This is a genomic window from Sporolactobacillus terrae, assembly GCF_019930545.1.
Lineage (GTDB): Bacteria > Bacillota > Bacilli > Bacillales > Sporolactobacillaceae > Sporolactobacillus > Sporolactobacillus terrae.
Window position 1 is genome coordinate 1,442,821 of the sequence record NZ_CP082837.1, and the last position, 23,569, is coordinate 1,466,389.

Sequence of the window (23,569 nt, forward strand, 5' to 3'; positions counted from 1 at the left end):
AACCTTGACGGCGTATAGCCGACAAGGTTTTTTCTATAGCTTCCTTTTGTTGTCCAAGCGCTTTAAAAATTAAAGCTGCCCGATGCATAATAGTAAATTAATGTTGCAACCACATCAACGGCGCAGATGATCGCGATGATGGGTACAATTTTACCGCCTTTTTTCTTCGCTTCTTCCGACTTAATCGTCTTTTTATTCATAACCGCACCCCCAAAACCATTATCTCGTTCCTTTTGTTATAATAATGATTGATCCCGATTGCGATCAGCTTTTTCAAACCACGTTGTTCCGTGCATGCATTCATACGAAAAACCTCTGTTTTTTTACTAGTTTAACATAAAATCAAACAAATAAATGACATGCAATTCTGATTCATTTCGAATCCTTTAGCCGATGGATAAAATTTCAATCTTTTTTTAAATGGAATGCAATCTTTTCTCTTGCGTCATGAGGTAAACTTAATCTATAGCTATTAAGCAATGTGAGCAGTTTGTTCGTAACAACAAGAAACAACGCTCGCCTCAGCAACATGGCAAAACACATCTTTCACGGAGGGCGAGTTCACTTGAAATTAAACACGAAACACCGCTATATGGGCGGTTTGGATGGGCTGAGGGCGATTTCGGTTCTCGCTGTCATTGCCTATCATATGAATTTGCCCTGGGCCGGCGGCGGTTTTCTCGGAGTCGGTATCTTTTTTGTTCTGTCCGGCTATCTGATTACTGATCTTTTAATTGACGAATGGGAAACATCCGAAACCATTAATCTCAAACGGTTTTGGATCAGACGTGCAAGACGACTATTGCCTGCAATGATCACTGTGGTCACAATTATATATGGCTATGTTTTTTTCTTCCAGCCAAGCTTGCTGCATGAAACGCAGATGGATGCCGTTGCCGCGCTCTTTTATTTCAGCAATTGGTGGTCGATCTTTCATCATCAATCCTATTTCGACAGTTTTATAAATCCTTCACTCTTGAAACATTTTTGGTCCTTAGCAGTTGAAGAACAATTCTATCTTATTTGGCCACTGCTCGTCCTGCTTGTCCTGCAATTGTTTAAAAGTAAAAAAGCCCTCTATTTTCTGACCCTTGTTTTAGCTGCAGGATCCTTATTGTGTATGGGACTGCTTTATCACTTCGGTACGGATCCGAGCCGTGTTTATTATGGAACCGACTCGCGGGCATTTTCACTGCTTTTCGGTGCAATTCTTGCTTGTATTTGGCCAAGCCGTCACCTAACCGGCAGCAAGGCACAGGGCATTTTTCTTGATGGAATGGGCAGTCTTGCACTTCTGTTTCTATTCTTATGCATTGGCTATGTCGACGCTTTTGAACCTTTTCTCTATAGCGGCGGTCTCGGTCTGTTTTCTATTGTGGTGGTGGTTCTGATTTCAGTACTTGCCCATCCGTCTACTCTGCTTGGCAAGTGGATCGGTGCCAGACCACTGCGTTGGATCGGTGTACGCTCTTATGGAATGTATTTATGGCATTATCCCGTCATACAACTCACAACGCCTGCAAATCAGGCAAACGAGATACATCCGCTGCGTATTGTGATACAGTTAATCTTAATTTTCCTTATTTCTGCATTGTCCTATCGTTTGATTGAACAGCCCATTCGGCGCAGAAATCATGCAAGCAGTAGCTGGCTGATCGTGCAGCACGCAGGCATCGGTCTATTCGCACTGTTTTTGATTTTTTCGGGAACATCCATTGCGGTCAGGCACGTTTCGTTCCCGGTTCATTCTGAACGGTCTGCAATTGAGCAGCACCATCCGGATGCCCGCCATAAAGAAACACATGCGGACAAAAAGAGTGAACCGGTAAATGCAAAAGAGCAGACAAGCCATCCAAAGCAGAAGCAAAAGGCAACGAAGAAAAAAACAAAAAGCAAAAGTGAAGTCAAAACACAAAGTCCGCCATCAAGCAGTGCCAGCTCATTTACCAGTGGAAAAGTCACTGCGATCGGTGATTCCGTCATGCTCGGCGCCGAGCCTTATTTAAAAAAATCGATTCCACAGCTCACGATTGATTGTAAGGTGGGCAGACAGTTCCGAGAAGGATTTACCACGCTCAATCAATTAAAACAATCCGGTGCCCTCGGTCGTTATGTGATCATTGAACTCGGAACAAACGGTCCATACGATCAAGAAGAAATGGATGAATTAATCCGCTTAATCGGCCCGAATCGCAAAATTGTTCTGATCACAATTCGCGTTCCGCGACCATGGGAACGCGTCGTAAACCAAATGATTCAGCAAACAGCTGCGAAACACAAAAATGTCACATCCGTTGACTGGCATCAGGCCAGTGCGGGTCAAGCATCTTATATCGGTAGCGACGGCGTTCACCTGTCAGTTACCGGCGCAAAGAAATATTCAGCACTAATTGTTCATGCCCTTCATCAACTGGATTAAGCGTCTATCCACTGTTTTTTGTCTCGCACAACAATGATAAAGAGAGCGTCTCCAAGTCAAATACTGATTTGTGAGACGCTTTCTTGTGATTGAGGGAGTGATCCGATAAAGAGGCTGATCTATTTTGTAAGGGTTTACATTTGTTTAGCCAGCTCCGTGATCATTCTGTTACTTGATCTGTTCCTTCAGTGCCATAGCGGTTAGTCTTTCAAACCATTCTTTATCATAGGTAGCCAAAGCCAAATCAATTAAGCTCTTCAACTCTTGGTTCGTCAATGCATCATGATTAGGAAGTACATCTTCAAAAGAAATTTCGAGCCACTTCATTCGTGGATGATTTTCGCACTGTGTGACACGCAGCTTGCACCTTTTAAAGTCAGGATAAATTGATGTCACGAAACCAATGCAATCATGCTTTCCCATATATTTTGTGTGAACCCACTGTCCCATTTCCATGGCTGATCGCCTCACTCTGTCTCAAGTTGCCTGGCCATCATCACACTTCCAAGAATGTATCTGCTCTTAGCATATGATGCAAATCCGTTTCCTGCCACAGATCCAAGCCTGTTTGACAAAAGAAATAATCATTTCTCCGCAATTCTTTTGATTGGAACATCTCTTCCCCGAAACAAACAGGCTTCATGGTATGCTATAGAAAATGAAATTCCCTTTAAAGGGAGCCAAGTCATTGGAGGCGCTTTATCATGGCATATATCCATTTATTCATCTCTGTCAGTCTGCCCATCTTGATTATTTGTACATGCGGCGCTTTATTGCAAAAAAAACAGCCCATCGATACAAAAATGCTGGCGAATATCAGCTTATACATACTCGCACCTGCCCTAATTTTATCAGCACTTTCACAGTCGCATTTAAAGGGATCTTACGTGCTCCACATCTTTGCTTTTTCACTGATTATGACCGCTGTTCTTTGGCTGCTCGCCGTTGTTGCCGCTAAATGGATGCATTTATCCGAGGGAAGCAAACGGGCATTAACGTTAACACTCGTCTTTAGCAACGCAAACAACTACGGACTTCCGGTTCTTTTGCTTGCATTTGGCCAATCCGGATTTTCACTTGGCGCCATTTACGTCATCGGTCAGATTATTCTCGTCAATGTGCTTGGTATGTACATTGCATCCCGTGCAGAAATGAGCGGTAAAGCAGCGTTGGTTCACATCGTAAAATCGCCGCTTATCTATGCATCCTTGATTGGTTTTCTCTTTGCATTTCTGCAGCTGCCGCTACCAAGCGGAATTGATACCGCAGCTCAAATGCTCGGCGCAGCCTATCCTGTGCTCGTTCTATTGATCCTTGGAATAAAATTAGGTCATACCCGTTTGGCAGGAATTCGGCGACGCGATGTTTGGGGCGGCGTGCTGCTTCGCTTGCTGCTGGTCCCACTTATCGCTAAAGGCGTCTTATTCCTGCTGGGGATTCACGGCATGCTTGCCTCCGTTTTATTCGTTGAGGTCAGCATGCCGGCTGCCGTAAACAGCGTTATGTTAATCGAAAAATTTAATGGAGACTCTGAGCTCGCGTCTCTGATCGTAACCCTTACAACCGTTCTAAGTTTCATTTATCTTCCCTTTCTCATTCGCATTGGATGAGTTGAAAAGCAGTTGCTACCAGTTGATTCCTAAATGCCTAAAACGTAACAAAAGACGTTTGCATCAGATGAGTATGCGTTGTGGACGCGGAACGAATCATAATGATTTCTGCATGAAAGACGCCTTTCTGCTCCTTCCCCCATACACGAATGGGTACGTTGCGATGCAATCGAGAGAGATGATCTAAGGAACGATGCTTATAAACTGCTTGTTCCGGTTGATGAGAACGGGCATTTTCTTCAGTATAAATTTGCGTTGCCGCACTTAGTTGAACAGAAAGGTTAATTTTCCCCTGATTGTCGTCTGTCTGTAAAGTCAGTGTTTTTCTGCTGCTTGCAAGCAGTGTTCCTGCGTAATCCGGAATACCTAGTGAACGAATCACTGCTCGCTGTGCTTGACCCGATGAATTTGCATGGCTCATTTCTGCAAACTGAACCATGAGCGTGCAGAAAATAATTAATGAAATAACGATCAGACAATGGTTTCGATTCTGGTGATCAATTGCCAGCCAATCAGACAACAGATGCCACAGTGCAAACCCAAGAATACTTCCCAGCATGCAAAGAATTAAATCATCAACGTTTGCATTTCCAGTCGCAAAGAAGAATTGAATCGTTTCGATCAATGTTCCAATTAACAGGGTCATCCCGATAAACCGTTCGAATTCCATCGGCTTTCGTAATAGAATCGGAACAAAAAAACCTAATGGCAGTGCAGCCATAAAAATCTGAACAACACTGAATAGAGCGGAACGAAACTCCTGATCATGTTGGTCCGCTAGGTAAAACAAAGTGTTCACAAAATTCATCGGCACCAAATTATAAGCCTGAAAATTAAATTGCGGACTGGATCCATTCGTTGTTAAGTGTAAAGGTGCCACTAAATTCATTCTGCTCAATGCCCATAGATAGAGAATAAACAGGATCCATAGAAAACAGGACAGCCATTTCTGGCGATGCAGCCTTTTCGACGGGACTCCTGATTGTTCCCTTTTGTTCGTATGATCCGTTGCCTCCGGCATAGTACCCCTGCTTCCCGTGATCGATGATTCAGATTCTTTTCGGGTAAATCGCTGATTGAACCATTGAAAATTTCACATACTCAGGCTATTCCCTTTTCTGTAACAAACAGCACGTATTCGCCAAAAATCGAACCTATTCTTTATGTACCTATTAAAACATTTTAAAAGGAACATTCAGGTTACAAAATTCTTATAAGTTCCTTAAATTTATCTGCTGCTTGCACAATAAAAAGCAAAACGCGCATCGGCTTGTGACAAACGCCGATACGCGTCTTGCTGCTGAACCAATCAATCCATCTTCAAGGGGCTTTTATGCAACGTTTTTTGCTTCAATCCAGTGATTGGTCCGCAATCTTCGCTTATACTAATGCCCGTAATGCGTTTAGAGCTGCTTCGTAATCCGGATGATCGGTCATCTCTTTTACATATTGAACGTAACGAATCGTATTCTCCTGATCAATAATAAAAATTGAACGCATATCCAGTTGAAGTTCCTTAATCAACACACCATAATTCTTGCCAAATGCATGTGTCTTATAATCAGACAGTGTATCAAGGTTGTCAATTCCAGCCACGGAGCAGAAACGATCCTGCGCAAACGGCAAATCGACTGAAATGGTCAGTACAGCAACCCCATCACCAAATTTTGTCGCTTCTTCATTGAAGCGCCGTGTCTGGGCTTCACACACTTTCGTATCCAATGATGGAACAACAGAAATCAGCTTGATTTTTCCTGCATAATCGGAAAGCGACTTCTCTTCCATTAGATCCTTATTCACCGTGAAATCCGGTGCTTTATCTCCGACTTTCAATTCCGGTCCAATTAAAGTGATCGGATTTCCGCCAACCGTTGCAATTCCTTTTTTTTCTTCACTCATCATTTATCCCTCCAAAAGTTCGGTTAGTATTTAATACAAAATCCATCCGTATACGGGTATTCACAAATCAGGTTGCCAACACCTCCTTAACCGAGATAAATGAACTTCTTTGGGACAATCATTTCATTTGACCTTGCGTCACCTGTTGGGTTAACAATTTGATCGTCCGGTTCAAGTTTTGAATCTCGGCTTCAGTCATCTGGCTTGATCGAATAAGTGTCTCAGGAATGCAAACGGCTTTTTCCTTTAAGGCTGCACCCTTTTCCGTTAATCGAACCGTAACGATTCGCTCATCATCCAGCGATCGTTTCCGCTGCAACAGAGCTTTGCTCTCCATTCGTTTCAACAAAGGAGTCAATGTTCCTGAGTCAAGGTCAAGAAGCACACCAATCTGCTTCACCGAACATTCGCGATTTTCCCACAGTGCAAGCAAAACCAAGTACTGCGGGTAAGTGATTTCTAACTTTTTTAACACAGGTTGATACATACGCAGGATTGCTCGTGAGCAACTGTAGATCGAAAAGCATAAGTGGTCTTCTAGACGGAACGCAGGTTTCAATGCTCTCTACTCCTTTATATTTTGCACAATTTAAACGTACACAATTTAGTTTTCCCCGTCAAATATTTTGCTTAATTAAAGATGCGTGTCGTATAAAATCAATGGATCACGCGCACATTCATTGTTTAACAAAACAGAAAAGAAGATCTCCTAGGCTATACAGAGATCCTCTTTTTGCCGTTTCTATTATTTTAAACACTCGGACGTGCTTCCGCACAACGTCCGATCTCATCATTCACTTTAAAATCTGCTGTTTCGTTTCCGGACCCCAGCTGATTGTCAATACCGCAGTTATCGCTAAGAAAATGCCGATCACGATAAAGACCGATAGAATGCCCTGATTGGTCAGCAGCCAAGCCACGATATATGGTGTAACAATGGTGAACAGTCGGCCAACTGCTTGCGCCGTGCCGTTCCCGCGCATTCTCAGTGCCGTTGAGAAAAGTTCAGGAACATAGATTGACAGACCCACCGCCATCAGTATGTAGAGACATACCGTCATCAAAAAACCAATGGTCATTAAAGCTGCCGGTTGCGTCTGAAAAGCATAGATATAGCCTAATAGAGCGGTCATGATCAATGCACCGACAATCATCCATTTTCGCCCAAGACGATCAACCGTCATTCTTCCGATCAACGCACCAATCGGGGCACCAAGCATCATAAGTGCTGTATAACCAAGAGACTTAGAAACGGTAATCCCGCTATTCACCAGTAAAGTCGGTACCCAGGTAACAAAAGTAAATGCAGCTGTATTAATCGCAGCTAGGATCATACACCCTAACAAAGTACGTCTGATCATGCTTTTGCTAAACAATTCACCATAATGCCCCTCTTTGGTAACGATCTGATTCACTGAATCTTGTTGATCGCTGTTCCTCTGAAATTTTCCACTCTTTCTTGCCTCTTCCTCAAACTGTGCAACAATTTGTTCTGCTTTTCTATAGTTTCCCTGAGAGAAGTACCAGCGCGGGGATTCCGGAAGCCCGCGTCGAAAATACCAAACAATGATGGAGAGCACACCGGCAATCGCAAACATCCAGCGCCATCCGATCGTTGGAATAATCATAAATCCAAGAAAAGTGGCGATTGGCGCGGAACAGTTTGCAAAAACCGATAATCCGCCAACCCATTTTCCTCGAGAAGCGGCAGGCACAAATTCCCCTAACAGTGTAAAGCCTGTCACGATTTCGGCTCCAAGTCCAATCCCGCTGATCCCTCTTAAAATAATAAGCGTGGTCATGTTTGGGGCAAAGAAGCTTGCCAGAGAAGCAACACCAAAAATAAATAGATTGACTTGATAAGCAAACTGGCGTCCCCTCCAGTCTCCAATAAATCCGGTTGCTAACGACCCGATGAATAGGCCAACAAAGGTTGTCGAAATAAAGGTGGCATTCAAAGCAAGTGACGACCATCCGCTTTGGACCAATTGACCGAGAACACCTCCTGCCAGATAAACATCAAATCCGTCAAGCATCATCCCTAGCGTGATCAAGGTGAAGATGCGATACATCGTTCTCGTAACTGGAAGCTGGTTAATTCTACGCTCCAAATTAAGGATTTGTTCCTGTGTTAAACAATTCGTTTCAGCATTGATTGTGGTCCGTTTCTGGATCCCCTGTCTTCTGATTACGCCTTCTGTATCAATCATAGCGAGCACCTCATCCCTTCTGTTTCTGTTTCAATTTTTCTCTGTTTTGTTCGTAATACGTTCATTCGCCGTTGCGCTGTCTTCCCTCCCTACCCTCCTTATCTGCTAAAAAAGTGTAAAAAAAGAACCCATTCATGTTTGAATGGGTCTTGAGAACGGTTGAACATCCCACGCACTGCATGAACAGGACACATCGCCCTGTTCACATCCGTACGGTTGCTGTGTCCTACTAAAGCATGAAGTTAGGCTGAGGGCAAACGGTTAGCCCTTGCAACAATTCACTTAGTAGACTTTGCAATCGACGATTTGTGCTCATCATGAGACTTCCTTTCGCTTCGTTATTGGCGTATCGTCAGTCTACTCCTGGACTTTTGATTTTGTCAAGAGAATTTTTTGTTTTTTCGCTCAAAAGAAAATTATATCGATCATTGGCTGGCCGAAACAACGGTCACATTTTTTATAGAGAACTTTCCAAAAAAATTTGATTGAATGGTTGACAAGAAAAATAAACCATGTATTATTGGGGGCACAAACATTTTTCAGAAAACGCGATGATGAGGAATAAGTAATCAGCAAGGGTACTTGCAGAGAGCCGGAACACGGTGAAAGTCCGGCAGTACTACTGATTGCGAACTCACCTCAGAGTGCCGGTTTGAACTTTTCAGATGAGTAGATCCGGCCGAGTGTATGGTGCACTCGTTATCAAATCGACATTTTGCTTGCCAAAATGCCGCTGAGTCATTACTTGTGAAAGTAGTGAAAAGCCGGGTGGTACCGTGAAACAAGTCCTTTCATCCCTGCATCGAGTCATTATTGTGACTGGTGCGCGGTGGAAGGACTTTTTATTTTATTCAGATGCGCCGGGGGAACCGCACCACGATTCCTCCTTGCCATAAAAAGAGATACAGACCAAAAAACAGAAAAATTTTCAGAAGGGAGATTCGAAAATGGAAAAGGTTGAAATTTACGACACGACGCTCCGCGACGGAGAACAGTCACCGGGATGCAGTTTAAACGAAGAAGAAAAAGTGCAGGTGGCACAGCAATTGGAGCATCTTCACGTCGATGTTATTGAAGCGGGCTTTCCCGCTGCTTCACCAGAAGACTTCAAAGCGGTGCAAAAGATTGCAAAAATTGTCAAGAAAAGCACTGTGACCGGTCTTGCCCGCTCAATAAAAAGTGATATTGATACGGCGTGGGAAGCACTGAAAGAAACAGAAAATCCGCGTATTCATATTTTTATCGCTACATCACCGATCCACATGGCTGACAAATTAAAGAAAAGCCCTGAAGAAGTGTTAAAAATGGCTGTTGAATCTGTAAGCTATGCCCACAAATGCTTCCCGCAAATTGAGTTTTCCTGTGAGGATGCTTCGCGTAGCGATTACCCTTTTATGTCTCGGGTTATTGAAGGCGCGATTAAGGCTGGGGCCTCCGTCATCAATCTTCCGGATACGGTCGGATATTGTTCTCCTGAAGAATATTCGGGCATGTTCCGTTATGTTCAAGAGCATGTACCTGGAATTGAAAAGGTTCGTCTGTCCTGTCATTGTCATAATGATCTTGGCATGGCAGCTGCAAATACGCTCGCCTCAATTGAAACCGGCGTGAGACAAGTCGAATGCACCATAAACGGTGTTGGCGAACGTGCAGGAAATGCCGCGCTCGAAGAAATTGCCGTTGCCCTTCACGTCCGAAAAGATCACTACAAGATGATGACCCAGCTTAAAATGAACGAAATCGCCAAAACAAGCCGGATGATCAGCCGCTTCATGAACAGCCCGATTGCCGCGACAAAACCGGTGGTCGGTGCGAATGCATTCGCTCATGAAGCGGGAATCCATCAGGATGGTGTACTGAAAAACCCACAAACCTATGAGATTATCTCCCCGGCACTCATTGGTCTTGATTCTGGAAAACTAGTCCTTGGCAAGCATTCAGGACGACACGCGCTTCGAAATAAGGCTACAGAAATGGGCATTCATCTCACCGACGAACAGGTCAATCAATCCTTCCACGTGTTTAAAGCACTTGCGGATCAAAAGAAAGTGGTAACCGATCAAGACCTGCGCATTCTATTCGCACCGTTTCAACGGGCAGCCATTCGTTAAAATCCTTTTCAAAAGAGATGATGAATTGATGAAAACCATAACCGTCTTACCTGGTGACGGAATCGGTCCGGAAGTCACCGCTTCTGCCGTACGGGTATTAAAATCGATTTTTTCCACCAGCAACAGAAATGTCCAATTCATTGAGAAGAAAATTGGCGGTGCAGCAATTGACGCATACGGTACGCCGCTTCCACAAGAGACGATCGATCAATGTCATCACAGTGATGCCATTCTGCTTGGTGCGGTCGGCGGCCCGAAATGGAATCAACAGTCCATGCAGCTGCGGCCGGAGCAAGGCTTACTCGGCATCCGCAAAGCGATGGGATTGTTTGCAAACCTGCGACCAGTAGAAGCCTTTCAAGCACTGGTCGATGCCTCACCACTGAAGCAGTCGTTTGTTGAACAAGTTGATTTTGTTATTGTTCGTGAACTTACCGGCGGCTTATATTTCGGACGCCCAAGTGAACGGCTTGGACCAAACCAAGACCGCGTTGTCGACACATTAGCCTACAGCAGACAAGAAATTCAACGCGTCGTTGAAAAAGCATTCCAGTTGGCACTGAAACGTCGCAGGAAGATCACGTCAATTGATAAAGCGAACGTGCTTGAATCAAGCCGGATGTGGCGTGAAGTTGTTAATGAAACCGCCAAACGCTATCCGGAAGTTGCAGTTACCCATCAGCTCGTCGATTCTGCGGCAATGCAACTGATTACCAACCCTTCACAATTTGATGTGCTGGTCACCGAGAATATGTTTGGCGACATACTCAGCGACGAGGCTTCTGTCCTTACCGGTTCACTTGGAATGATGCCATCTGCAAGTTTGAGAGCGGATAAAGTCGGTTTATATGAGCCGGCCCACGGATCGGCACCAGACATCGCCGGGCAAGGAAAAGCAAATCCGCTGGCAACCATTTTGTCGGCTGCTCTGCTCTTACGGTACTCCCTGGATATGGATACAGAAGCTGCGCAAATTGAAACAGCCGTTCGTCAGATTCTCAATCAAGGGATCCATACGAGTGACCTGCATGTCGCAAACCATGAAGATCAAATCGTCAGCACCTCAGAAATGACCGATCACGTGATTCATGCCATTAATGCGAACAGAACGTGATCCAACAGTAATCATAAAGAGGAGGAAAACGAATGAAGCCGCGTACGATTATTGAGAAAATATGGGATCAGCATCTGATCCATGAAGAACCGGGAAAACCAGATCTTCTCTACATCGATCTCCATCTGGTTCATGAAGTTACATCCCCGCAAGCCTTTGAGGGACTGCGCATCAATCATCGGCCCGTTCGCCGTCCGGATCGAACATTCGCAACGGTTGACCATAATGTGCCGACATCGGAAAACCGTGAAACAAAGGACGCAATCTCTAAACTTCAAATTGAAACGCTGCAAAAGAATTGCCAAGCGTTTGATATTGAATTGGCCGATATCTATAGTCCGCATCAAGGCATTGTGCATGTGATCGGACCTGAACTCGGCTTGACACAGCCGGGCAAAACAATGGTTTGTGGGGACAGCCACACCTCAACCCACGGTGCTTTCGGAGCGATCGCGTTTGGCATTGGCACAAGTGAAGTAGAACATGTGCTGGCAACGCAGACACTTTGGCAAAAACGTCCAAAAGCGATGCAGATTAAAGTTAATGGAAACCTTGGTATCGGCGTCGGAGCTAAGGATTTAATCCTTGCCATTATTGCCAAGTACGGCATTTCGATTGGCACCGGCCATATCGTTGAATATACCGGTGAAGCGATTCACAACTTGTCAATGGAGGAACGAATGACCGTTTGCAACATGTCGATTGAAGCGGGTGCAAAAGCAGGTCTGATCAGTCCCGACCAGACAACAGTCGACTACCTGCGCGGACGTCGTTTCGCGCCAAAAGGCGCAGCGTTCGATCACGCAGCGCAAAAATGGCTAGCATTAGCCAGTGATGATGGTGCCCACTACGATCGCACGCTCGAAATCGATGCTTCTGAAATTCAGCCTCAGGTTACATGGGGAACGAACCCGTCAATGGGCGCATCGATCAATGATTTGGTCCCCGATCCTGAATCTTTTGATGATGAAGAAAAGAGGCAAGCAGCACAAAAGGCAATTGCTTATATGGACTTAAAGCCGGGCACTCCGATCCATGCCATTCCAATTGATGTCGTCTTCATCGGTTCCTGTACCAATAGTCGAATTGGCGATCTAAGGCAAGCCGCTGAAGTGGCACAGGGAAACCATGTTCATGAAGGCGTACGTGCGCTCATCGTTCCCGGATCATACCAAACCAAGAAACAGGCAGAGGCTGAAGGATTGGATCAAATTTTTAAAGAAGCCGGTTTCGAATGGCGGGAACCTGGATGTAGTATGTGTCTTGCAATGAATGACGATATTGTTCCAGCCGGAAAACGCTGTGCGTCAACCTCGAATCGAAACTTTGAAGGACGTCAAGGTACCGGATCAAGAACGCATCTGGTCAGTCCGGCAATGGCTGCTGCCGCTGCGATCCAAGGACATTTTGCCGATATCCGCGAATTCACTGCGATCCACTAATTTATCAAAAAGGGGAGGATTAACGATGCATCCATTTAAAACGTTTGAAGGCCGCGTTTGTCCGCTCGATCGAACAAACGTTGATACCGATCAAATCATTCCGAAACAATTTCTGAAACGGGTGGGACGTAAAGGCTTTGGTTCCTGCCTCTTCTATAACTGGCGATTCGATGAGCATGGGAATAAAAAAGCGGACTTTGTTTTAAACAAACCTGAATATGCTCAATCATCGATTCTAGTCGCTCGAGACAATTTCGGTTGCGGTTCCTCACGTGAGCATGCGCCGTGGGCACTGCAGGATTACGGGTTTCGTGCCATCATTGCACCGAGCTTTGCCGACATCTTCTATAATAACTGTCAAAAAAACGGCATTTTAGCCATTCGACTCGATCCAACCCGTGTGGACGAACTGATCCGGCGCGGAGCAACTGAGGTATTTGCACTCACTGTAGATCTTGAACAGCAAAAGCTGTCCGCAGCGAATTTTGACGAACATTTTGAGATTGATCCTTATCAAAAAGAAGTATTGCTCAAAGGATTGGACGAAATCGCAATGACTTTAACCTATGAAGATGAAATTGCGACTTATGAAAAGCAGCATGAAACCGTAGTTCACTAATTACCAAGTGCTTGAAAGCCTCCTGGATAACCAGGAGGCTTTTTCATAATCTCTACCCTTTACAAAGCTTTGTTAAAAAACAGTTGACGGCAGCCGCAGGATCTTTCGCTTTTGAAATTGCTGAAATGACGGCGACACCACTTGCGCCCGCAGAACAAATGTCCGGTACATCATCGGGCGTGACACCACCAATGGCGACCATCGGTAACGGGTATTTTTCATCCGATAACTTGCGAATGACCGAATCACCGATCGGTGCCTCTGCATCGTTTTTGGACTGTGTTGGCTTATACGGACCGACACCGATATAATCTGCGCCATCGCGCAACGCCTTTTCTGCTTCTTCAGTGGAGTGCGCCGATACGCCAAGCCACATCGTGTTGCCGATTTTTTGTCGCACTCGCCTTGCCTGTTCATCTTTTTGGCCGACATGGATACCATCCGCCTTAAGCAGGAGCGCAAGGGCTGGATCATCATCAACAAAAAAAGGGACATGATAGTCTCGGCATAATTGCCTTGCGGCGTAAGCGAAGTCGACCCTCTCATTACCGGTTAAGGACTGTTCTCCTTTTTCTCGCCATTGAAAACAGGTAATGCCTGCCTGCAGTGCGATTCTGATTGTTTCCAATGGCGCGTGGCTGCCTGCATCCGGGGATCCCATTACAAAATATAAGGACAGTACGTCGTGCAAGTCTCGATTACTGATCATGAGCGGCATCGCCCCTAAGTGTCCAATGACTTACCGGGCCATGTCCGTGGCCAATTTCTGGTGCACAAGCGATGGCTCGGGTCAATAAATGTTTTGCTGTTTGTACGCTTTTCTCTAATGGACTGCCTTTTGCAAGCTCCGCAGTAATTAATGAAGAAAGGGTACAGCCGGTTCCATGGGTGTGCGGCGTTGGATACCGATTTGCGGTGAACCATGTTATTCGATCTTTTGTTGCGAGACAATCGCGGGCTTTATCGGGATGATTCCTATCATGCCCGCCTTTTAGCAGAACGGCTCTAGCTCCGCGCATCATGATTTTCTTTGCGGCTTTTTCTCGATCTTCATCTGAACGAATGGTCATTTCCGCTAGGACTTCCGCTTCCGGTGTATTGGGCGTAATTAGGTCGGCAAGCGGCAGCAAGTTACGGATGATTGACTCAATCGCTTCGGGAGCGACCAAATGCGCGCCGCCTTTCGCTACCATAACCGGGTCGACAACCAAAGGGCACCACACAAATCGGCGAATCCCATCAGCCACGGTTTCAACCCGTTCCGCATCAACCAGCATACCGGTTTTCAAAGCGGAAACGGTGAAGTCATCGGCGATTGACCGCATTTGCGCCTCAATCGCTTCGATGGATAACGGATAGACGCCTTGAACTCCTTTTGTATTTTGAGCGGTCACCGCCACCACGACCGACATGCCAAACACATCCCGTTCCTCAAACGTCTTTAAGTCCGCTTGAATCCCGGCACCGCCGCCGCTGTCGGTTCCTGCAATGGTCAAAACTTGCGGTCTCATAAATCGGTCACATCCTCAACGGCGGCATAGCGTTGTATTTTTTCTTCATTCATTAAATATAATTCGTCCATCAAGTGTTGACGAAAAGAACCGGGCCCTGCGCATTTTTCACCAGCAAGCTGTCCGGCAAGCGCATAGATCGTCGAAGCAGCAACGGAGGCTTCGAGCGCATTTGACGTAACAGCAACATAGGCTGCCTGAATCACGCCATTCAGACAGCCGGAGCCGGTCATATATGGAAACAGCGGATGGCCGTTTTTCACACGGTAGGTTCGTCTTCCGTCAGTAATTGTATCGACAGCACCTGAAACAGCAACAACGGTGTTCCAGCTCAATGCCACGCGATTCGCCATGTCCGTGACATCCCCATTCCCATCGCCCGCATCCACTCCTTTTGCAGCCCACTTTTCACCGGCAAGCGCAGCAATCTCTCCGGCATTTCCTCGGATAATTGCAACCTTCACTTTCTCAAGCAGTTTCTGAACCGTTTGCAGTCGAAAATCCGTGGCACCTGCACCCACCGGATCAAGAACAACCGGTACACCTGCTTTATTTGCTGCCCGGCCGGACAATCGCATGCTTTCAATTGAATAGGGCGTTAGATTGCCAATATTAAGCTCAAGCGCCCCGCTTATTGCCGCTATTTCTGCCACCTCTTCGTGAGCTTCGGCCATGATTGGCGACGCACCAACTGCAAGTGCTCCATTTGCCGAATCGTTAATGGCGACACGGTTGGTAATAACGTGCAACAATGGTTTTTGCTTACGCACTTCATCCATCAATTCAATGAACCGTTGATTTTTGACCATAAGCGTTTTCTCCTTTTCCGTATGTCGGCCAGTCTTTAAGATTGGCAGCCATTTCCCAAAAGTGATATTCATAATCGCTGCTTTGCATGAAGATATGGATCATTTCGCGACGTTCTTCATCAGATGCTGATCTGCTTGTCTCATCCCACAGCGCACGCTCAATTTCCATATTTTTCTCGATCCCTTCACCGCTGTACTCGGTAATCCACTCGCGGTAAATCGGTTCTTTTGGTCGTGCATCTTTTAATTGCAAGCCAATTTCATAGTAGAGCCATGGGCACGGCATTAACGCAGCCAAACTATGCCCCAAACTTCCTTTACTCACAACATGGTAAAGATGGCTGATATAGCCATAAGCAACTGGAGCCGGACGAAAAGTCTTCCATTCCTGTTCACTGATTTCAAGCGTTTGGAATAGCTTTTGATGCAGCTGCAATTCTCCTTCAGCAAGTCCAAGACCAATTTTTAAAAGCGTAGCCACAACATCTGCGTCATCGCTTTGCGCGGCAGCCATACCATGCAGTTTAGCAAATTCGCGTACATAGTAAGCATCTTGCTTGATGTAGAAACGGAACTGTTCCAAAGGAAGGGTTCCATTCTTAATTCCCTGCACCAACGGATGTCTGAAACTCTGTTGCCACAGCGCATCGCATTGTTTCCGTGCCACCAGTGAAATACTCTCCATTTAATCACCCCTATTTCTTTTTTGACAAAATGAAAACCGCTTTCAGTTATGAAAGCGGTTGATCACTCAAGGTGAAAAGCTGGAATTTGATCAGCCACTTCCCTACGCCGGTATCACCCGGATCAGGTTCAAAGGGTCTTGACGGAGTCAATCTCAGCTTCTCGCTCCCCTAGTGGATCGTTTATTCATTTGTTTTCATTTTAACATAAGCGCTTACATCACTCAATAAGAAAAACCGGGCAAAATACGCCCGGTCCTTTTTTGTTTAGAGATAATCTTTAATTCTGTATTCCTGGCCGTGAACCCCTTTGTAGTATTCAGGATACATTTCTCCTCCACATTGTTCACATGAAAACCGAGGGGGAATGATCGAATCTCCACCATCCATAAGATCCATTTCTCGTACAATTTGTGTAGGGATTTCTTCTTTCTCATGACACGATAGGCAAAAAAACCGTACGGTTTTTTTGTTTGTTTTTTGCACGATTTTCTTTTTGACCGATTTGCGTCGTTTTTTGGTTGAGATAACGAATCTCCTCCTCTAGATACTCTCTTGCCGTTCTTCCTAGGGCTACTTTGATGACTAACCTGCCTTCTTCAAGGCAGACTTCTCCCTTGTATTCATAATAGTTACCGCATTTAGGACAAATATGAGGATCTTTATTGCCAGTTGCGATCGTCCGTTCTCTCCATGTACGTCTGCGCAGAACTTTATTTACCTTGATGACCCAGCGCTTTGTTACTTTTTGCCATGCCATTAATAACTTTTTGCTTAATTTTTTATTTTTTCTAGAATACATGCCATAATGCCGGATCGTTTTAAACTGCTCGTCAGGGATATGACGGATCAAACGTGCAATAAAGGCTTCAACTGAAAGCGTCAAACGCTTTTCCTGATTGTCTCTTTTGTCCTTGTACGTAAAGGTCACGTTGTGACCATCGTAGTCTTCGATGCGATTCAGTCCAATTGCTGGACGGCGGATATAGCGACCAATATAACGGAGTTGTTCTTTCACATGGCCTCGTTGTCTTGGGGCATGAACATAGAAACCTTCTCCATTTTGTAAATAAGCTTTCTGTAATAGAGGCTGAACGTTCTCCTTCTCTTTCGCAGTCAAATGTTTACGAATAAGTTTTAGCACCACCGTCTGCCACTGTTTCCGAAGCATCTTAAACGGAATGAAGTCATAGGACTTCCATTCTCCTTTGCGAGTGATTCCACCCATACTCACAAGCATGTGAACATGCGGATTAAAATTGAGCTGAGATCCAAATGTATGGAGACCAGCAATAATGCCGGGAGTCACTTTCGCTTTCTTCTGAAAAAAGTTTTTGATAAGCCTTGCGGCCTCGTCCATTAAAGGCTTTAGTAAGTGCCGGTGTAAAAGGAAAACATCACGTAAACCTTCATCAATTGTGAAAATGACATGTCTATGATTGACTTGTAGCACATCTTCCGCAAGCAGTCTGCTCCATTCTTCGCTCTCTCCAATAGAACACGTGGTACAAAAACGTCCTTTGCATCGAAAAGGTACTTTTCGAACATCATGACAACCTTCGCAAACCAGCAATTTAAATCCCTTTTTAAGGTTTCCACAATCCTTAAATTTCTCCACTTCTTTGATGACAATTGGGCGTATCTGTCCCTGATACTTTTTCCTAAAAGCTTCCCAATGTCTATGATGATCGAAGAAGATACGTTTAAGAATATTAGGTTTCATAAATAAAAGGTATCACAGTCATATTCACTGCGATACCCCCAAAATCATATACTTTCTTTACCTGTAAAAAAATCCCAAACCCGGAATCCTTACTCCTGATTTGAGGACTTGCGCAACCTTTTTACTTTTTTCGGCGTAATATCTTTCCCTGTTGGGTCGACAACCGTGATCTGAGCCAATTGTTTTTTAAAACGACTACGGAAGTTTTTCAAATACTTTTGGCGTAATTCCGCCTGACGCTTTTTTTCTTGTATTGTTAGCGAACGTTCCCGCGAAAGCCGCGCCAACCTGTTAATTTCATCAATTAATGAACGCATTTTAGTTTCTATCACTCCTGTTTCGTTCTCCTTGTTGCATTATCGCACAGGATTCCATCCGATTTCAATCATTGCTGGACGAATTTACTACAATTAGCAATTCCATTAATAATACGATTTTGGCTGAACATTGCTTTAAAAAGATCATTGATCATGATTTTTAGGTTTATTTATCAAAGCTTCCGCTCTCAACATCTTTGATAAAATCAGCCAGATGTTTGAAATAAACCGGTGCATTATCAATCATGTGGTGATGACCGCCTTCAGGCGTTGTTGTCAAGCGAGCATGCGGAATTGTTTCAGCCATGCGGTGCGCAGCAGCAAGCGGCATCGTTTCGTGTTCACCGAAGGTAATCAAGGTTGGAGCCTTGATGTCCTTAATCTGATCACGTACATCCCACTCTTTCAGCTTTCCGGTCACAACAAACTCATTATCTCCTTGGAATGCGTTATATACGGGGGTTGCCATTGTTCCAATCAGATGAGAGATAGCTTTAGGTTGCTTACGATCAACATATCCTTTATTTAAGAGATCGACATAGTCTTGATAGCGATCATTAGCATAATCATTTTCTACTTCACATTGTTTCATAAAAGAAACCGCATCGGCGGGCAGCACGAGCTCACGAATTTTATTAATGTTCGCCACGTATTCATCGATGTTGTCGGTCATCGATGAAATAATCGCTCCTTTTAAATGATGGCCGTACTTTAGTGCATACAGTTGCACCAGTGCACCACCCCAGCTCTGACCGATCAGATAGAATTGATCCAAACCTAACTTTTTCCGTACCTCTTCCACTTCTTCAAGAAAGTATTCATAAGTCAAATAACGGTTTGCAGTTTCAGGATCCGAGTAATCCGGCTGATCCGAATAAAAAGACCCGAGTTGATCATACATATGGACCTGAATGCTCAACCCTTGTTCAGCCAACTTTTGCGCGAAGTTTTCATAGTATTCATGGGTTCCTCCCGGACCGCCGTGCAAGCATAGTAAATGAAGGTCGCCTGTTCCTTGTGTGTTCGTCCAAAGATGATACCCATTATCTAACGTGATGATCGTTGTCCCTTGCTTCATCAAATCACCTGTTCTTCAATTTCCTATTTAAAAACCTAACCACAGCATGAACTCGATCACGCAAAAAGTCAAACCGTGCATTCACTTTATCTTCAAGAATGTAATTACTGCTTTCGCATCGGGGAATGTTTCCGATCCAGTCGTTAAGGGAATCATTAGTGATAAGCGATCATGAACAAACAGCAGAAAGCAGGTGTATTTATGAAATTACGTGCCGTTATTTGCCTTGCACTAAGCACCTTACTGTTGATTGCCGGTTGCAGTCAAAGCAGCAATGGCCCTAACACCGCTGAAAACCATGACTCGGTACAGACAGACCGCTCAAACGCTGAATCAAGAAATGACAAAAGTGCAGCGGATCAGAATGATGTCAAGGATCACTCATCGACGGCAAGCACACCAAAGCTTGGCTCACTTAATCAAACGCTTCAAGCGATTCAAAAACAATTAAACGATCAAAAACAACTCTTTCTCCCAGACTATGTGCCCATTGAAGATGGAAAATATCGTTCAGCTGTTGTGACGGAGCAAGCTTCAGATTACTCCGTCACCTTTAAACAAACGAACACTCCGGCTGCTGTTAATGACCCATCATTAGCTCATGCAAAAACGATCGCAGCAATTCGCGCACGTACGTTCCAAAACAAAAATGATGCAGCCAAGCAGATCAATCACAACACATTCAGTGCTTCCGATGGGAAAGCGGTAGAGCTTGGACACGGTATCACCGGCTATGCAGATGCCGGGGCAGGTACGGCCGGCATTTCATGGAACGAAGGCCGGTGGACACTGGCTTCATTATCACCGACCTCCGATGCTGCAGACGGTACAGATTTAGCGCGTGAAATCGTTGCTTATCTTGAGCAGCATCGCTTACCCATTCCTCACCAGTACGGAACGGTTCAAGTCTATACGGACAAACGGCAAAGCATCGTTCGCTGGCAAGCAGGCGCAGCAATGCTTGAGCTCACGGGTACCATCCCGCCGCTTACACTAATCAAAATCGCTTGTTCAATCCAAAAATTCGATTAACAAAAAGCAGGATGACTTTTATGTTACAGTCACCCTGCTTTTTTACTCAGGAAATTAATTCGGATCCCGTTCCACTCCGCCCGTCCATTCCATCATCCCGCCGCTCATGTTTTTCACGGTATAACCATGTTCAGCCATAAATTCAGAAGCAGCGACACTTCTTACTCCGGCATGACATACGACAATATATGTTTTGGACGGATCGATTGCTTTGCAACACGAAGGAAGCTCATTGAGGGGAATATTCACTGCTCCGGCAATGTGTTCTTCTTTGAATTCAAAGGGTTCTCGCACATCGATAATATTTATCGGTTTTTCTTTCATTATCAGTGCTTCAACGTCTTCAGGAAAGATTTCTTCGTACATGTGCGTGCTCCTTTATTTCGATGTATTCTTTGTATTTAGTAGATAATGACCGGTTCGTTCTGTTCAAGGTGATCATAGACTGTTTTCATGACGTTCGGCGGCGTATTGACACAGCCGCCCGATCCTTGAGTGAGGTAGGCATCCTTCTTCCAATTACGTCTCCAGCTCGCATCATGAAAACCACAACCGCTCATGGTAAACGGTGCCCAATAATCGACTTTTACAGAGTAGTGCGGGTTCCCTGCCTCGCTGCCTTCAAGTACAGATGGAGATTCTTTGTACATGATATACCATAAACCTTTTGGCGTATCTTCTTGAGTATCATGCCTACCGGTGACGACATCAGTCGAAAGTATGAGTTTGCCATTTTGATAGATCCATATTTTTTGCTCAGAAATCGATACTTCTGCATACGTATTGCCAATTCCGTTATTCGCTGTATTATGGTAGCCGATTCCATAAGTGCTGTACCCGACTCCGTAAACATTATAAGCCTTCAATGCAGGGTCACTGTCTTCGAATGCTTTGGTAATGCGCTTGGTTTCATCGTTTACCTCCAGCGCCCAGCCATACGATTCACCCTGTACAGAAATGATCTTTCCTGAGTGTGTTTTGAAAGAGAATGTCTTGTTCAATGTTGACTGGTTTTTATTAATCTCGGCAACTTTATGCTTCAAATCTGCAGAATCAATCTTCAGTTTTAAATCAGGGGAAACCGAAGCATTTTTAATGTAGGTGTCAGCTTTCAATACATAATCCTTATTTTGGACGGTATAGGTTACCTGCCGTTTCCGCAATGCTTGCAGTGTACTTTTTTCTTTTTTTACCGTTTCGCTGTCTGCAGTAACCGGTTGAAGAAACTGCTGCTTCAGATGGATCACACGCTTATAACTTTGATGCTCATAATCTTTTATGATTTTTGCACGATCAAACTGGTTGCCATTTTCGCTCTTTACGACATGAACCACACCATCGCTCAGATAGGCATAAGCATCTTTCGGTGCCTTTCGCTGCTTGTTCAATTGATTCAGCTTATCTTCTAATTGTTTTTTTAATGTTACAGAACGGTACGTGTCTTGTTGGTTCGGCATTAATGAAAAATTTTTGGTTTTATAGGATGGCCACCATGTCTTCTGTTTCTCAAAGATCTGTTTAATCTTCGAAAGATCTTGCCTAGAGAATGTTGCAACAGAATTTTTTCCGTTAATCACCCGCTCCTTATCTATGTAAATATCATTTTTCAACCTCAATTCAGATAAATGCTTCAACGCTTGCTCCGGTTTCATATGACCGACGGCCACGCCATTGATGGTCACATGTGCGTTAAACCGGGTTGCCTGAACATAACGGATTCCCCCGAGTATAACAACTGCGATGAAAAAGATACTGCTACTTATAATGATTAAATTACGTCTATTTATGATCGCTCACCTCAAGAAAGAATTATATGCATTAACGATCCATATCATCAATCGGTTTCATGGTACTCGTTATCTATAAGATAAATGAGTACGCACAATTTAACAAGAATTTATTAATCGTGACTATTCGCACAAAACAAATTCTTTGATCCAAATCAAAAATGTTGATCAACCCTGCCCCTCAAACTATAATTAATATACTTAATTACAATTTGTTAGTTTCTAGGTTCATGACAAATAGGAAATGAGGTTTAAATGATGCCCTTACAAGCGAACGAGCAAACCATGATTAAACAGGTTTCATTAAAAGTGAATAATCTGGTAAAAATGATTGAATTTTATTCGAAAACGATCGGTTTAAGGCTCATCAAACAGAGTCAGACTCAGGCACTTTTTTCTGCTCAAGGCTCCGATCAAGTGATTCTTCAATTAAAGAAAATTAATGACGGAGCAAGCTCACTCGCAAAAACCGGTCTCTATCATACCGCTTTTTTGCTGCCTACTCGAAAGGATCTTGGCACGATGCTGCTGTGGTTTTTAAACAATAAAGTGACGCTCATTGGAGCCGCTGATCACGGTTATAGCGAGGCAATATATCTTAATGATCCTGAACAAAACGGTATCGAAATTTATCGGGACAAACCGATTTCTGAATGGGATATTCTTTCTAATGGGCACATCAAAGGTGTGACGGAACCGATGGATGCACAAGCGGTACTCGCAAGCGCTGATGGTCAGTGGCAAGGGATTGTACCCGGTTCGAAAATCGGTCACATTCATCTAAAAGTGAATGATTTAACTGAAACTGAATCCTTTTATAACGGCATTCTTGGGTTTGATGTGAAGGATCATTTCGGAAGACAGGCGAAATTCTTTGCTGCCGGTTTGTATCATCACCATATCGGAACAAATAATTGGTCCGGAAATCAGCTCGCACCTATGGCAAGCAACGATTTGGGATTGGATTACTTCTCGATTCAACTGCCGGATGGAGTAACCAGCAAGCACGTTCAAAAACGGTTAGGCGCTCGGAAAGAGCCTTTTGAAATCGGTAAACAAGGAGAACTGATTGTGACTGATCCTAGTGGAATTACCCTCCATCTTGATTAAAAATTAAATACAGTCCCCCGCATCAGTCAATGCGCGATCAAAAGAATTTCCAGTGTGCTGGTGCACATGATTAGACGAGGGCTGAAGGGTTTGCT

The 23,569-nt window shown here is 44.5% G+C and carries 23 protein-coding genes and 1 riboswitch; of the genes, 8 read left to right on the top strand and 15 right to left on the bottom strand.

The window, feature by feature from the left end; all coding sequences use genetic code 11:
• Window positions 1-62: 62 nt before the first annotated feature.
• The gene (locus tag K7399_RS06790; RefSeq protein WP_160168704.1) at window positions 63-200 is read right to left on the bottom strand and encodes a hypothetical protein; all 138 of its coding nucleotides are present in this window, start codon (window positions 198-200) and stop codon (window positions 63-65) included.
• Between the two features lie 365 nt (window positions 201-565).
• Here K7399_RS06790 and K7399_RS06795 point away from each other — a divergent pair, with 365 nt between their 5' ends.
• The gene (locus K7399_RS06795; protein ID WP_164875490.1) at window positions 566-2,419 is read left to right on the top strand and encodes an acyltransferase family protein; all 1,854 of its coding nucleotides are present in this window, start codon (window positions 566-568) and stop codon (window positions 2,417-2,419) included.
• A 168-nt stretch (window positions 2,420-2,587) separates the two neighbouring features.
• Here the strand turns inward: K7399_RS06795 and K7399_RS06800 are convergent, their stop codons facing one another.
• Window positions 2,588-2,746 carry an IDEAL domain-containing protein gene (locus K7399_RS06800; protein ID WP_223362563.1) on the bottom strand — a complete coding sequence of 53 codons (159 nt, stop codon included), beginning with the start codon at window positions 2,744-2,746 and terminating at the stop codon, window positions 2,588-2,590.
• Window positions 2,747-3,123: 377 nt separating this feature from the next.
• Between K7399_RS06800 and K7399_RS06805 the strand changes: the two genes are divergently transcribed.
• Window positions 3,124-4,029, top strand: coding sequence for an AEC family transporter (locus tag K7399_RS06805; protein ID WP_172968978.1), 906 nt, complete (start codon window positions 3,124-3,126; stop codon window positions 4,027-4,029).
• Between the two features lie 37 nt (window positions 4,030-4,066).
• Here K7399_RS06805 and K7399_RS06810 read toward each other — a convergent pair whose 3' ends face one another.
• The 4 genes from K7399_RS06810 to K7399_RS06825 form a co-directional block, all read right to left on the bottom strand.
• A complete protein-coding gene (locus tag K7399_RS06810) occupies window positions 4,067-5,050 on the bottom strand; it encodes a VanZ family protein (RefSeq protein WP_051577836.1) in 984 nt (327 codons plus the stop codon).
• Between the two features lie 359 nt (window positions 5,051-5,409).
• Window positions 5,410-5,928 carry a thiol peroxidase gene (gene tpx / locus K7399_RS06815; RefSeq protein WP_028976491.1) on the bottom strand — a complete coding sequence of 173 codons (519 nt, stop codon included), beginning with the start codon at window positions 5,926-5,928 and terminating at the stop codon, window positions 5,410-5,412.
• A 118-nt stretch (window positions 5,929-6,046) separates the two neighbouring features.
• Window positions 6,047-6,487: a MarR family winged helix-turn-helix transcriptional regulator gene (locus K7399_RS06820; protein WP_028976492.1), complete on the bottom strand. Its 441-nt coding sequence runs from the start codon at window positions 6,485-6,487 to the stop codon at window positions 6,047-6,049.
• A 235-nt stretch (window positions 6,488-6,722) separates the two neighbouring features.
• Window positions 6,723-8,138 (bottom strand): MFS transporter, encoded by a 1,416-nt coding sequence (locus K7399_RS06825; RefSeq protein ID WP_201770043.1) that lies wholly within the window; start codon window positions 8,136-8,138, stop codon window positions 6,723-6,725.
• Between the two features lie 947 nt (window positions 8,139-9,085).
• Between K7399_RS06825 and K7399_RS06830 the strand changes: the two genes are divergently transcribed.
• From K7399_RS06830 to leuD, 4 genes are read left to right on the top strand one after another with little or no spacing between them, the layout of a single operon-like run.
• Window positions 9,086-10,249, top strand: coding sequence for a 2-isopropylmalate synthase (locus K7399_RS06830; RefSeq protein ID WP_051577837.1), 1,164 nt, complete (start codon window positions 9,086-9,088; stop codon window positions 10,247-10,249).
• 25 nt (window positions 10,250-10,274) lie between these two features.
• The gene (leuB, locus tag K7399_RS06835; protein WP_028976494.1) at window positions 10,275-11,363 is read left to right on the top strand and encodes a 3-isopropylmalate dehydrogenase; all 1,089 of its coding nucleotides are present in this window, start codon (window positions 10,275-10,277) and stop codon (window positions 11,361-11,363) included.
• 32 nt (window positions 11,364-11,395) lie between these two features.
• Entirely contained in the window at window positions 11,396-12,805 is a 1,410-nt protein-coding gene (gene leuC / locus K7399_RS06840; protein ID WP_028976495.1) for a 3-isopropylmalate dehydratase large subunit, read from the top strand.
• Window positions 12,806-12,830: 25 nt separating this feature from the next.
• Window positions 12,831-13,424 carry a 3-isopropylmalate dehydratase small subunit gene (leuD, locus tag K7399_RS06845; RefSeq protein WP_028976496.1) on the top strand — a complete coding sequence of 198 codons (594 nt, stop codon included), beginning with the start codon at window positions 12,831-12,833 and terminating at the stop codon, window positions 13,422-13,424.
• Between the two features lie 52 nt (window positions 13,425-13,476).
• On the opposite strand, the gene thiE is transcribed toward leuD, so the two are convergent.
• The 7 genes from thiE to K7399_RS06880 form a co-directional block, all read right to left on the bottom strand.
• Entirely contained in the window at window positions 13,477-14,133 is a 657-nt protein-coding gene (gene thiE / locus K7399_RS06850) for a thiamine phosphate synthase (protein WP_028976497.1), read from the bottom strand.
• On the bottom strand, window positions 14,123-14,935 hold the full coding sequence (thiD, locus tag K7399_RS06855; RefSeq protein ID WP_028976498.1) for a bifunctional hydroxymethylpyrimidine kinase/phosphomethylpyrimidine kinase: 813 nt from the start codon (window positions 14,933-14,935) through the stop codon (window positions 14,123-14,125). The genes thiE and thiD overlap by 11 nt, the downstream gene beginning before the upstream one ends.
• Window positions 14,932-15,744 (bottom strand): hydroxyethylthiazole kinase, encoded by an 813-nt coding sequence (thiM, locus tag K7399_RS06860; RefSeq protein ID WP_028976499.1) that lies wholly within the window; start codon window positions 15,742-15,744, stop codon window positions 14,932-14,934. The genes thiD and thiM overlap by 4 nt, the downstream gene beginning before the upstream one ends.
• The gene (gene tenA, locus K7399_RS06865; RefSeq protein WP_028976500.1) at window positions 15,719-16,429 is read right to left on the bottom strand and encodes a thiaminase II; all 711 of its coding nucleotides are present in this window, start codon (window positions 16,427-16,429) and stop codon (window positions 15,719-15,721) included. Before tenA ends, thiM begins: the two co-directional genes overlap by 26 nt.
• Window positions 16,430-16,511: 82 nt before the next feature.
• Window positions 16,512-16,610: riboswitch (TPP riboswitch) on the bottom strand.
• Window positions 16,611-16,860: 250 nt separating this feature from the next.
• The gene (locus K7399_RS06870; protein WP_081787979.1) at window positions 16,861-18,150 is read right to left on the bottom strand and encodes an IS91 family transposase; all 1,290 of its coding nucleotides are present in this window, start codon (window positions 18,148-18,150) and stop codon (window positions 16,861-16,863) included.
• A gap of 89 nt (window positions 18,151-18,239) precedes the next feature.
• Window positions 18,240-18,482: a DUF896 domain-containing protein gene (locus K7399_RS06875; RefSeq protein ID WP_223362564.1), complete on the bottom strand. Its 243-nt coding sequence runs from the start codon at window positions 18,480-18,482 to the stop codon at window positions 18,240-18,242.
• A gap of 151 nt (window positions 18,483-18,633) precedes the next feature.
• Window positions 18,634-19,545, bottom strand: a complete 912-nt coding sequence (locus K7399_RS06880) for a proline-specific peptidase family protein (protein ID WP_028977440.1) — start codon at window positions 19,543-19,545, stop codon at window positions 18,634-18,636.
• A 171-nt stretch (window positions 19,546-19,716) separates the two neighbouring features.
• Here K7399_RS06880 and K7399_RS06885 point away from each other — a divergent pair, with 171 nt between their 5' ends.
• On the top strand, window positions 19,717-20,577 hold the full coding sequence (locus K7399_RS06885) for a hypothetical protein (protein ID WP_128166756.1): 861 nt from the start codon (window positions 19,717-19,719) through the stop codon (window positions 20,575-20,577).
• A 54-nt stretch (window positions 20,578-20,631) separates the two neighbouring features.
• On the opposite strand, the gene K7399_RS06890 is transcribed toward K7399_RS06885, so the two are convergent.
• Window positions 20,632-20,943: a rhodanese-like domain-containing protein gene (locus K7399_RS06890; protein WP_028977438.1), complete on the bottom strand. Its 312-nt coding sequence runs from the start codon at window positions 20,941-20,943 to the stop codon at window positions 20,632-20,634.
• Between the two features lie 35 nt (window positions 20,944-20,978).
• Window positions 20,979-22,229, bottom strand: a complete 1,251-nt coding sequence (locus K7399_RS06895) for a L,D-transpeptidase (protein WP_028977437.1) — start codon at window positions 22,227-22,229, stop codon at window positions 20,979-20,981.
• A 390-nt stretch (window positions 22,230-22,619) separates the two neighbouring features.
• Here K7399_RS06895 and K7399_RS06900 point away from each other — a divergent pair, with 390 nt between their 5' ends.
• Window positions 22,620-23,474: a VOC family protein gene (locus K7399_RS06900; protein ID WP_028977436.1), complete on the top strand. Its 855-nt coding sequence runs from the start codon at window positions 22,620-22,622 to the stop codon at window positions 23,472-23,474.
• The last annotated feature ends 95 nt before the right edge of the window (window positions 23,475-23,569 follow it).

Coding starts and splice junctions, on each gene's coding strand:
- K7399_RS06790 (WP_160168704.1), bottom strand. CDS start 200: ATGAATAAAAAGACGATTAAGTCGGAAGAAGCGAAGAAAAAAGGCGGT.
- K7399_RS06800 (WP_223362563.1), bottom strand. CDS start 2,746: ATGAAGTGGCTCGAAATTTCTTTTGAAGATGTACTTCCTAATCATGAT.
- K7399_RS06805 (WP_172968978.1), top strand. CDS start 3,124: ATGGCATATATCCATTTATTCATCTCTGTCAGTCTGCCCATCTTGATT.
- K7399_RS06810 (WP_051577836.1), bottom strand. CDS start 5,050: ATGCCGGAGGCAACGGATCATACGAACAAAAGGGAACAATCAGGAGTC.
- tpx (WP_028976491.1), bottom strand. CDS start 5,928: ATGAGTGAAGAAAAAAAAGGAATTGCAACGGTTGGCGGAAATCCGATC.
- K7399_RS06825 (WP_201770043.1), bottom strand. CDS start 8,138: ATGATTGATACAGAAGGCGTAATCAGAAGACAGGGGATCCAGAAACGG.
- K7399_RS06830 (WP_051577837.1), top strand. CDS start 9,086: ATGGAAAAGGTTGAAATTTACGACACGACGCTCCGCGACGGAGAACAG.
- leuC (WP_028976495.1), top strand. CDS start 11,396: ATGAAGCCGCGTACGATTATTGAGAAAATATGGGATCAGCATCTGATC.
- leuD (WP_028976496.1), top strand. CDS start 12,831: ATGCATCCATTTAAAACGTTTGAAGGCCGCGTTTGTCCGCTCGATCGA.
- thiE (WP_028976497.1), bottom strand. CDS start 14,133: ATGATCAGTAATCGAGACTTGCACGACGTACTGTCCTTATATTTTGTA.
- thiD (WP_028976498.1), bottom strand. CDS start 14,935: ATGAGACCGCAAGTTTTGACCATTGCAGGAACCGACAGCGGCGGCGGT.
- thiM (WP_028976499.1), bottom strand. CDS start 15,744: ATGGTCAAAAATCAACGGTTCATTGAATTGATGGATGAAGTGCGTAAG.
- tenA (WP_028976500.1), bottom strand. CDS start 16,429: ATGGAGAGTATTTCACTGGTGGCACGGAAACAATGCGATGCGCTGTGG.
- K7399_RS06870 (WP_081787979.1), bottom strand. CDS start 18,150: ATGAAACCTAATATTCTTAAACGTATCTTCTTCGATCATCATAGACAT.
- K7399_RS06880 (WP_028977440.1), bottom strand. CDS start 19,545: ATGAAGCAAGGGACAACGATCATCACGTTAGATAATGGGTATCATCTT.
- K7399_RS06885 (WP_128166756.1), top strand. CDS start 19,717: ATGAACAAACAGCAGAAAGCAGGTGTATTTATGAAATTACGTGCCGTT.
- K7399_RS06890 (WP_028977438.1), bottom strand. CDS start 20,943: ATGTACGAAGAAATCTTTCCTGAAGACGTTGAAGCACTGATAATGAAA.
- K7399_RS06895 (WP_028977437.1), bottom strand. CDS start 22,229: ATGAAACCGGAGCAAGCGTTGAAGCATTTATCTGAATTGAGGTTGAAA.
- K7399_RS06900 (WP_028977436.1), top strand. CDS start 22,620: ATGATGCCCTTACAAGCGAACGAGCAAACCATGATTAAACAGGTTTCA.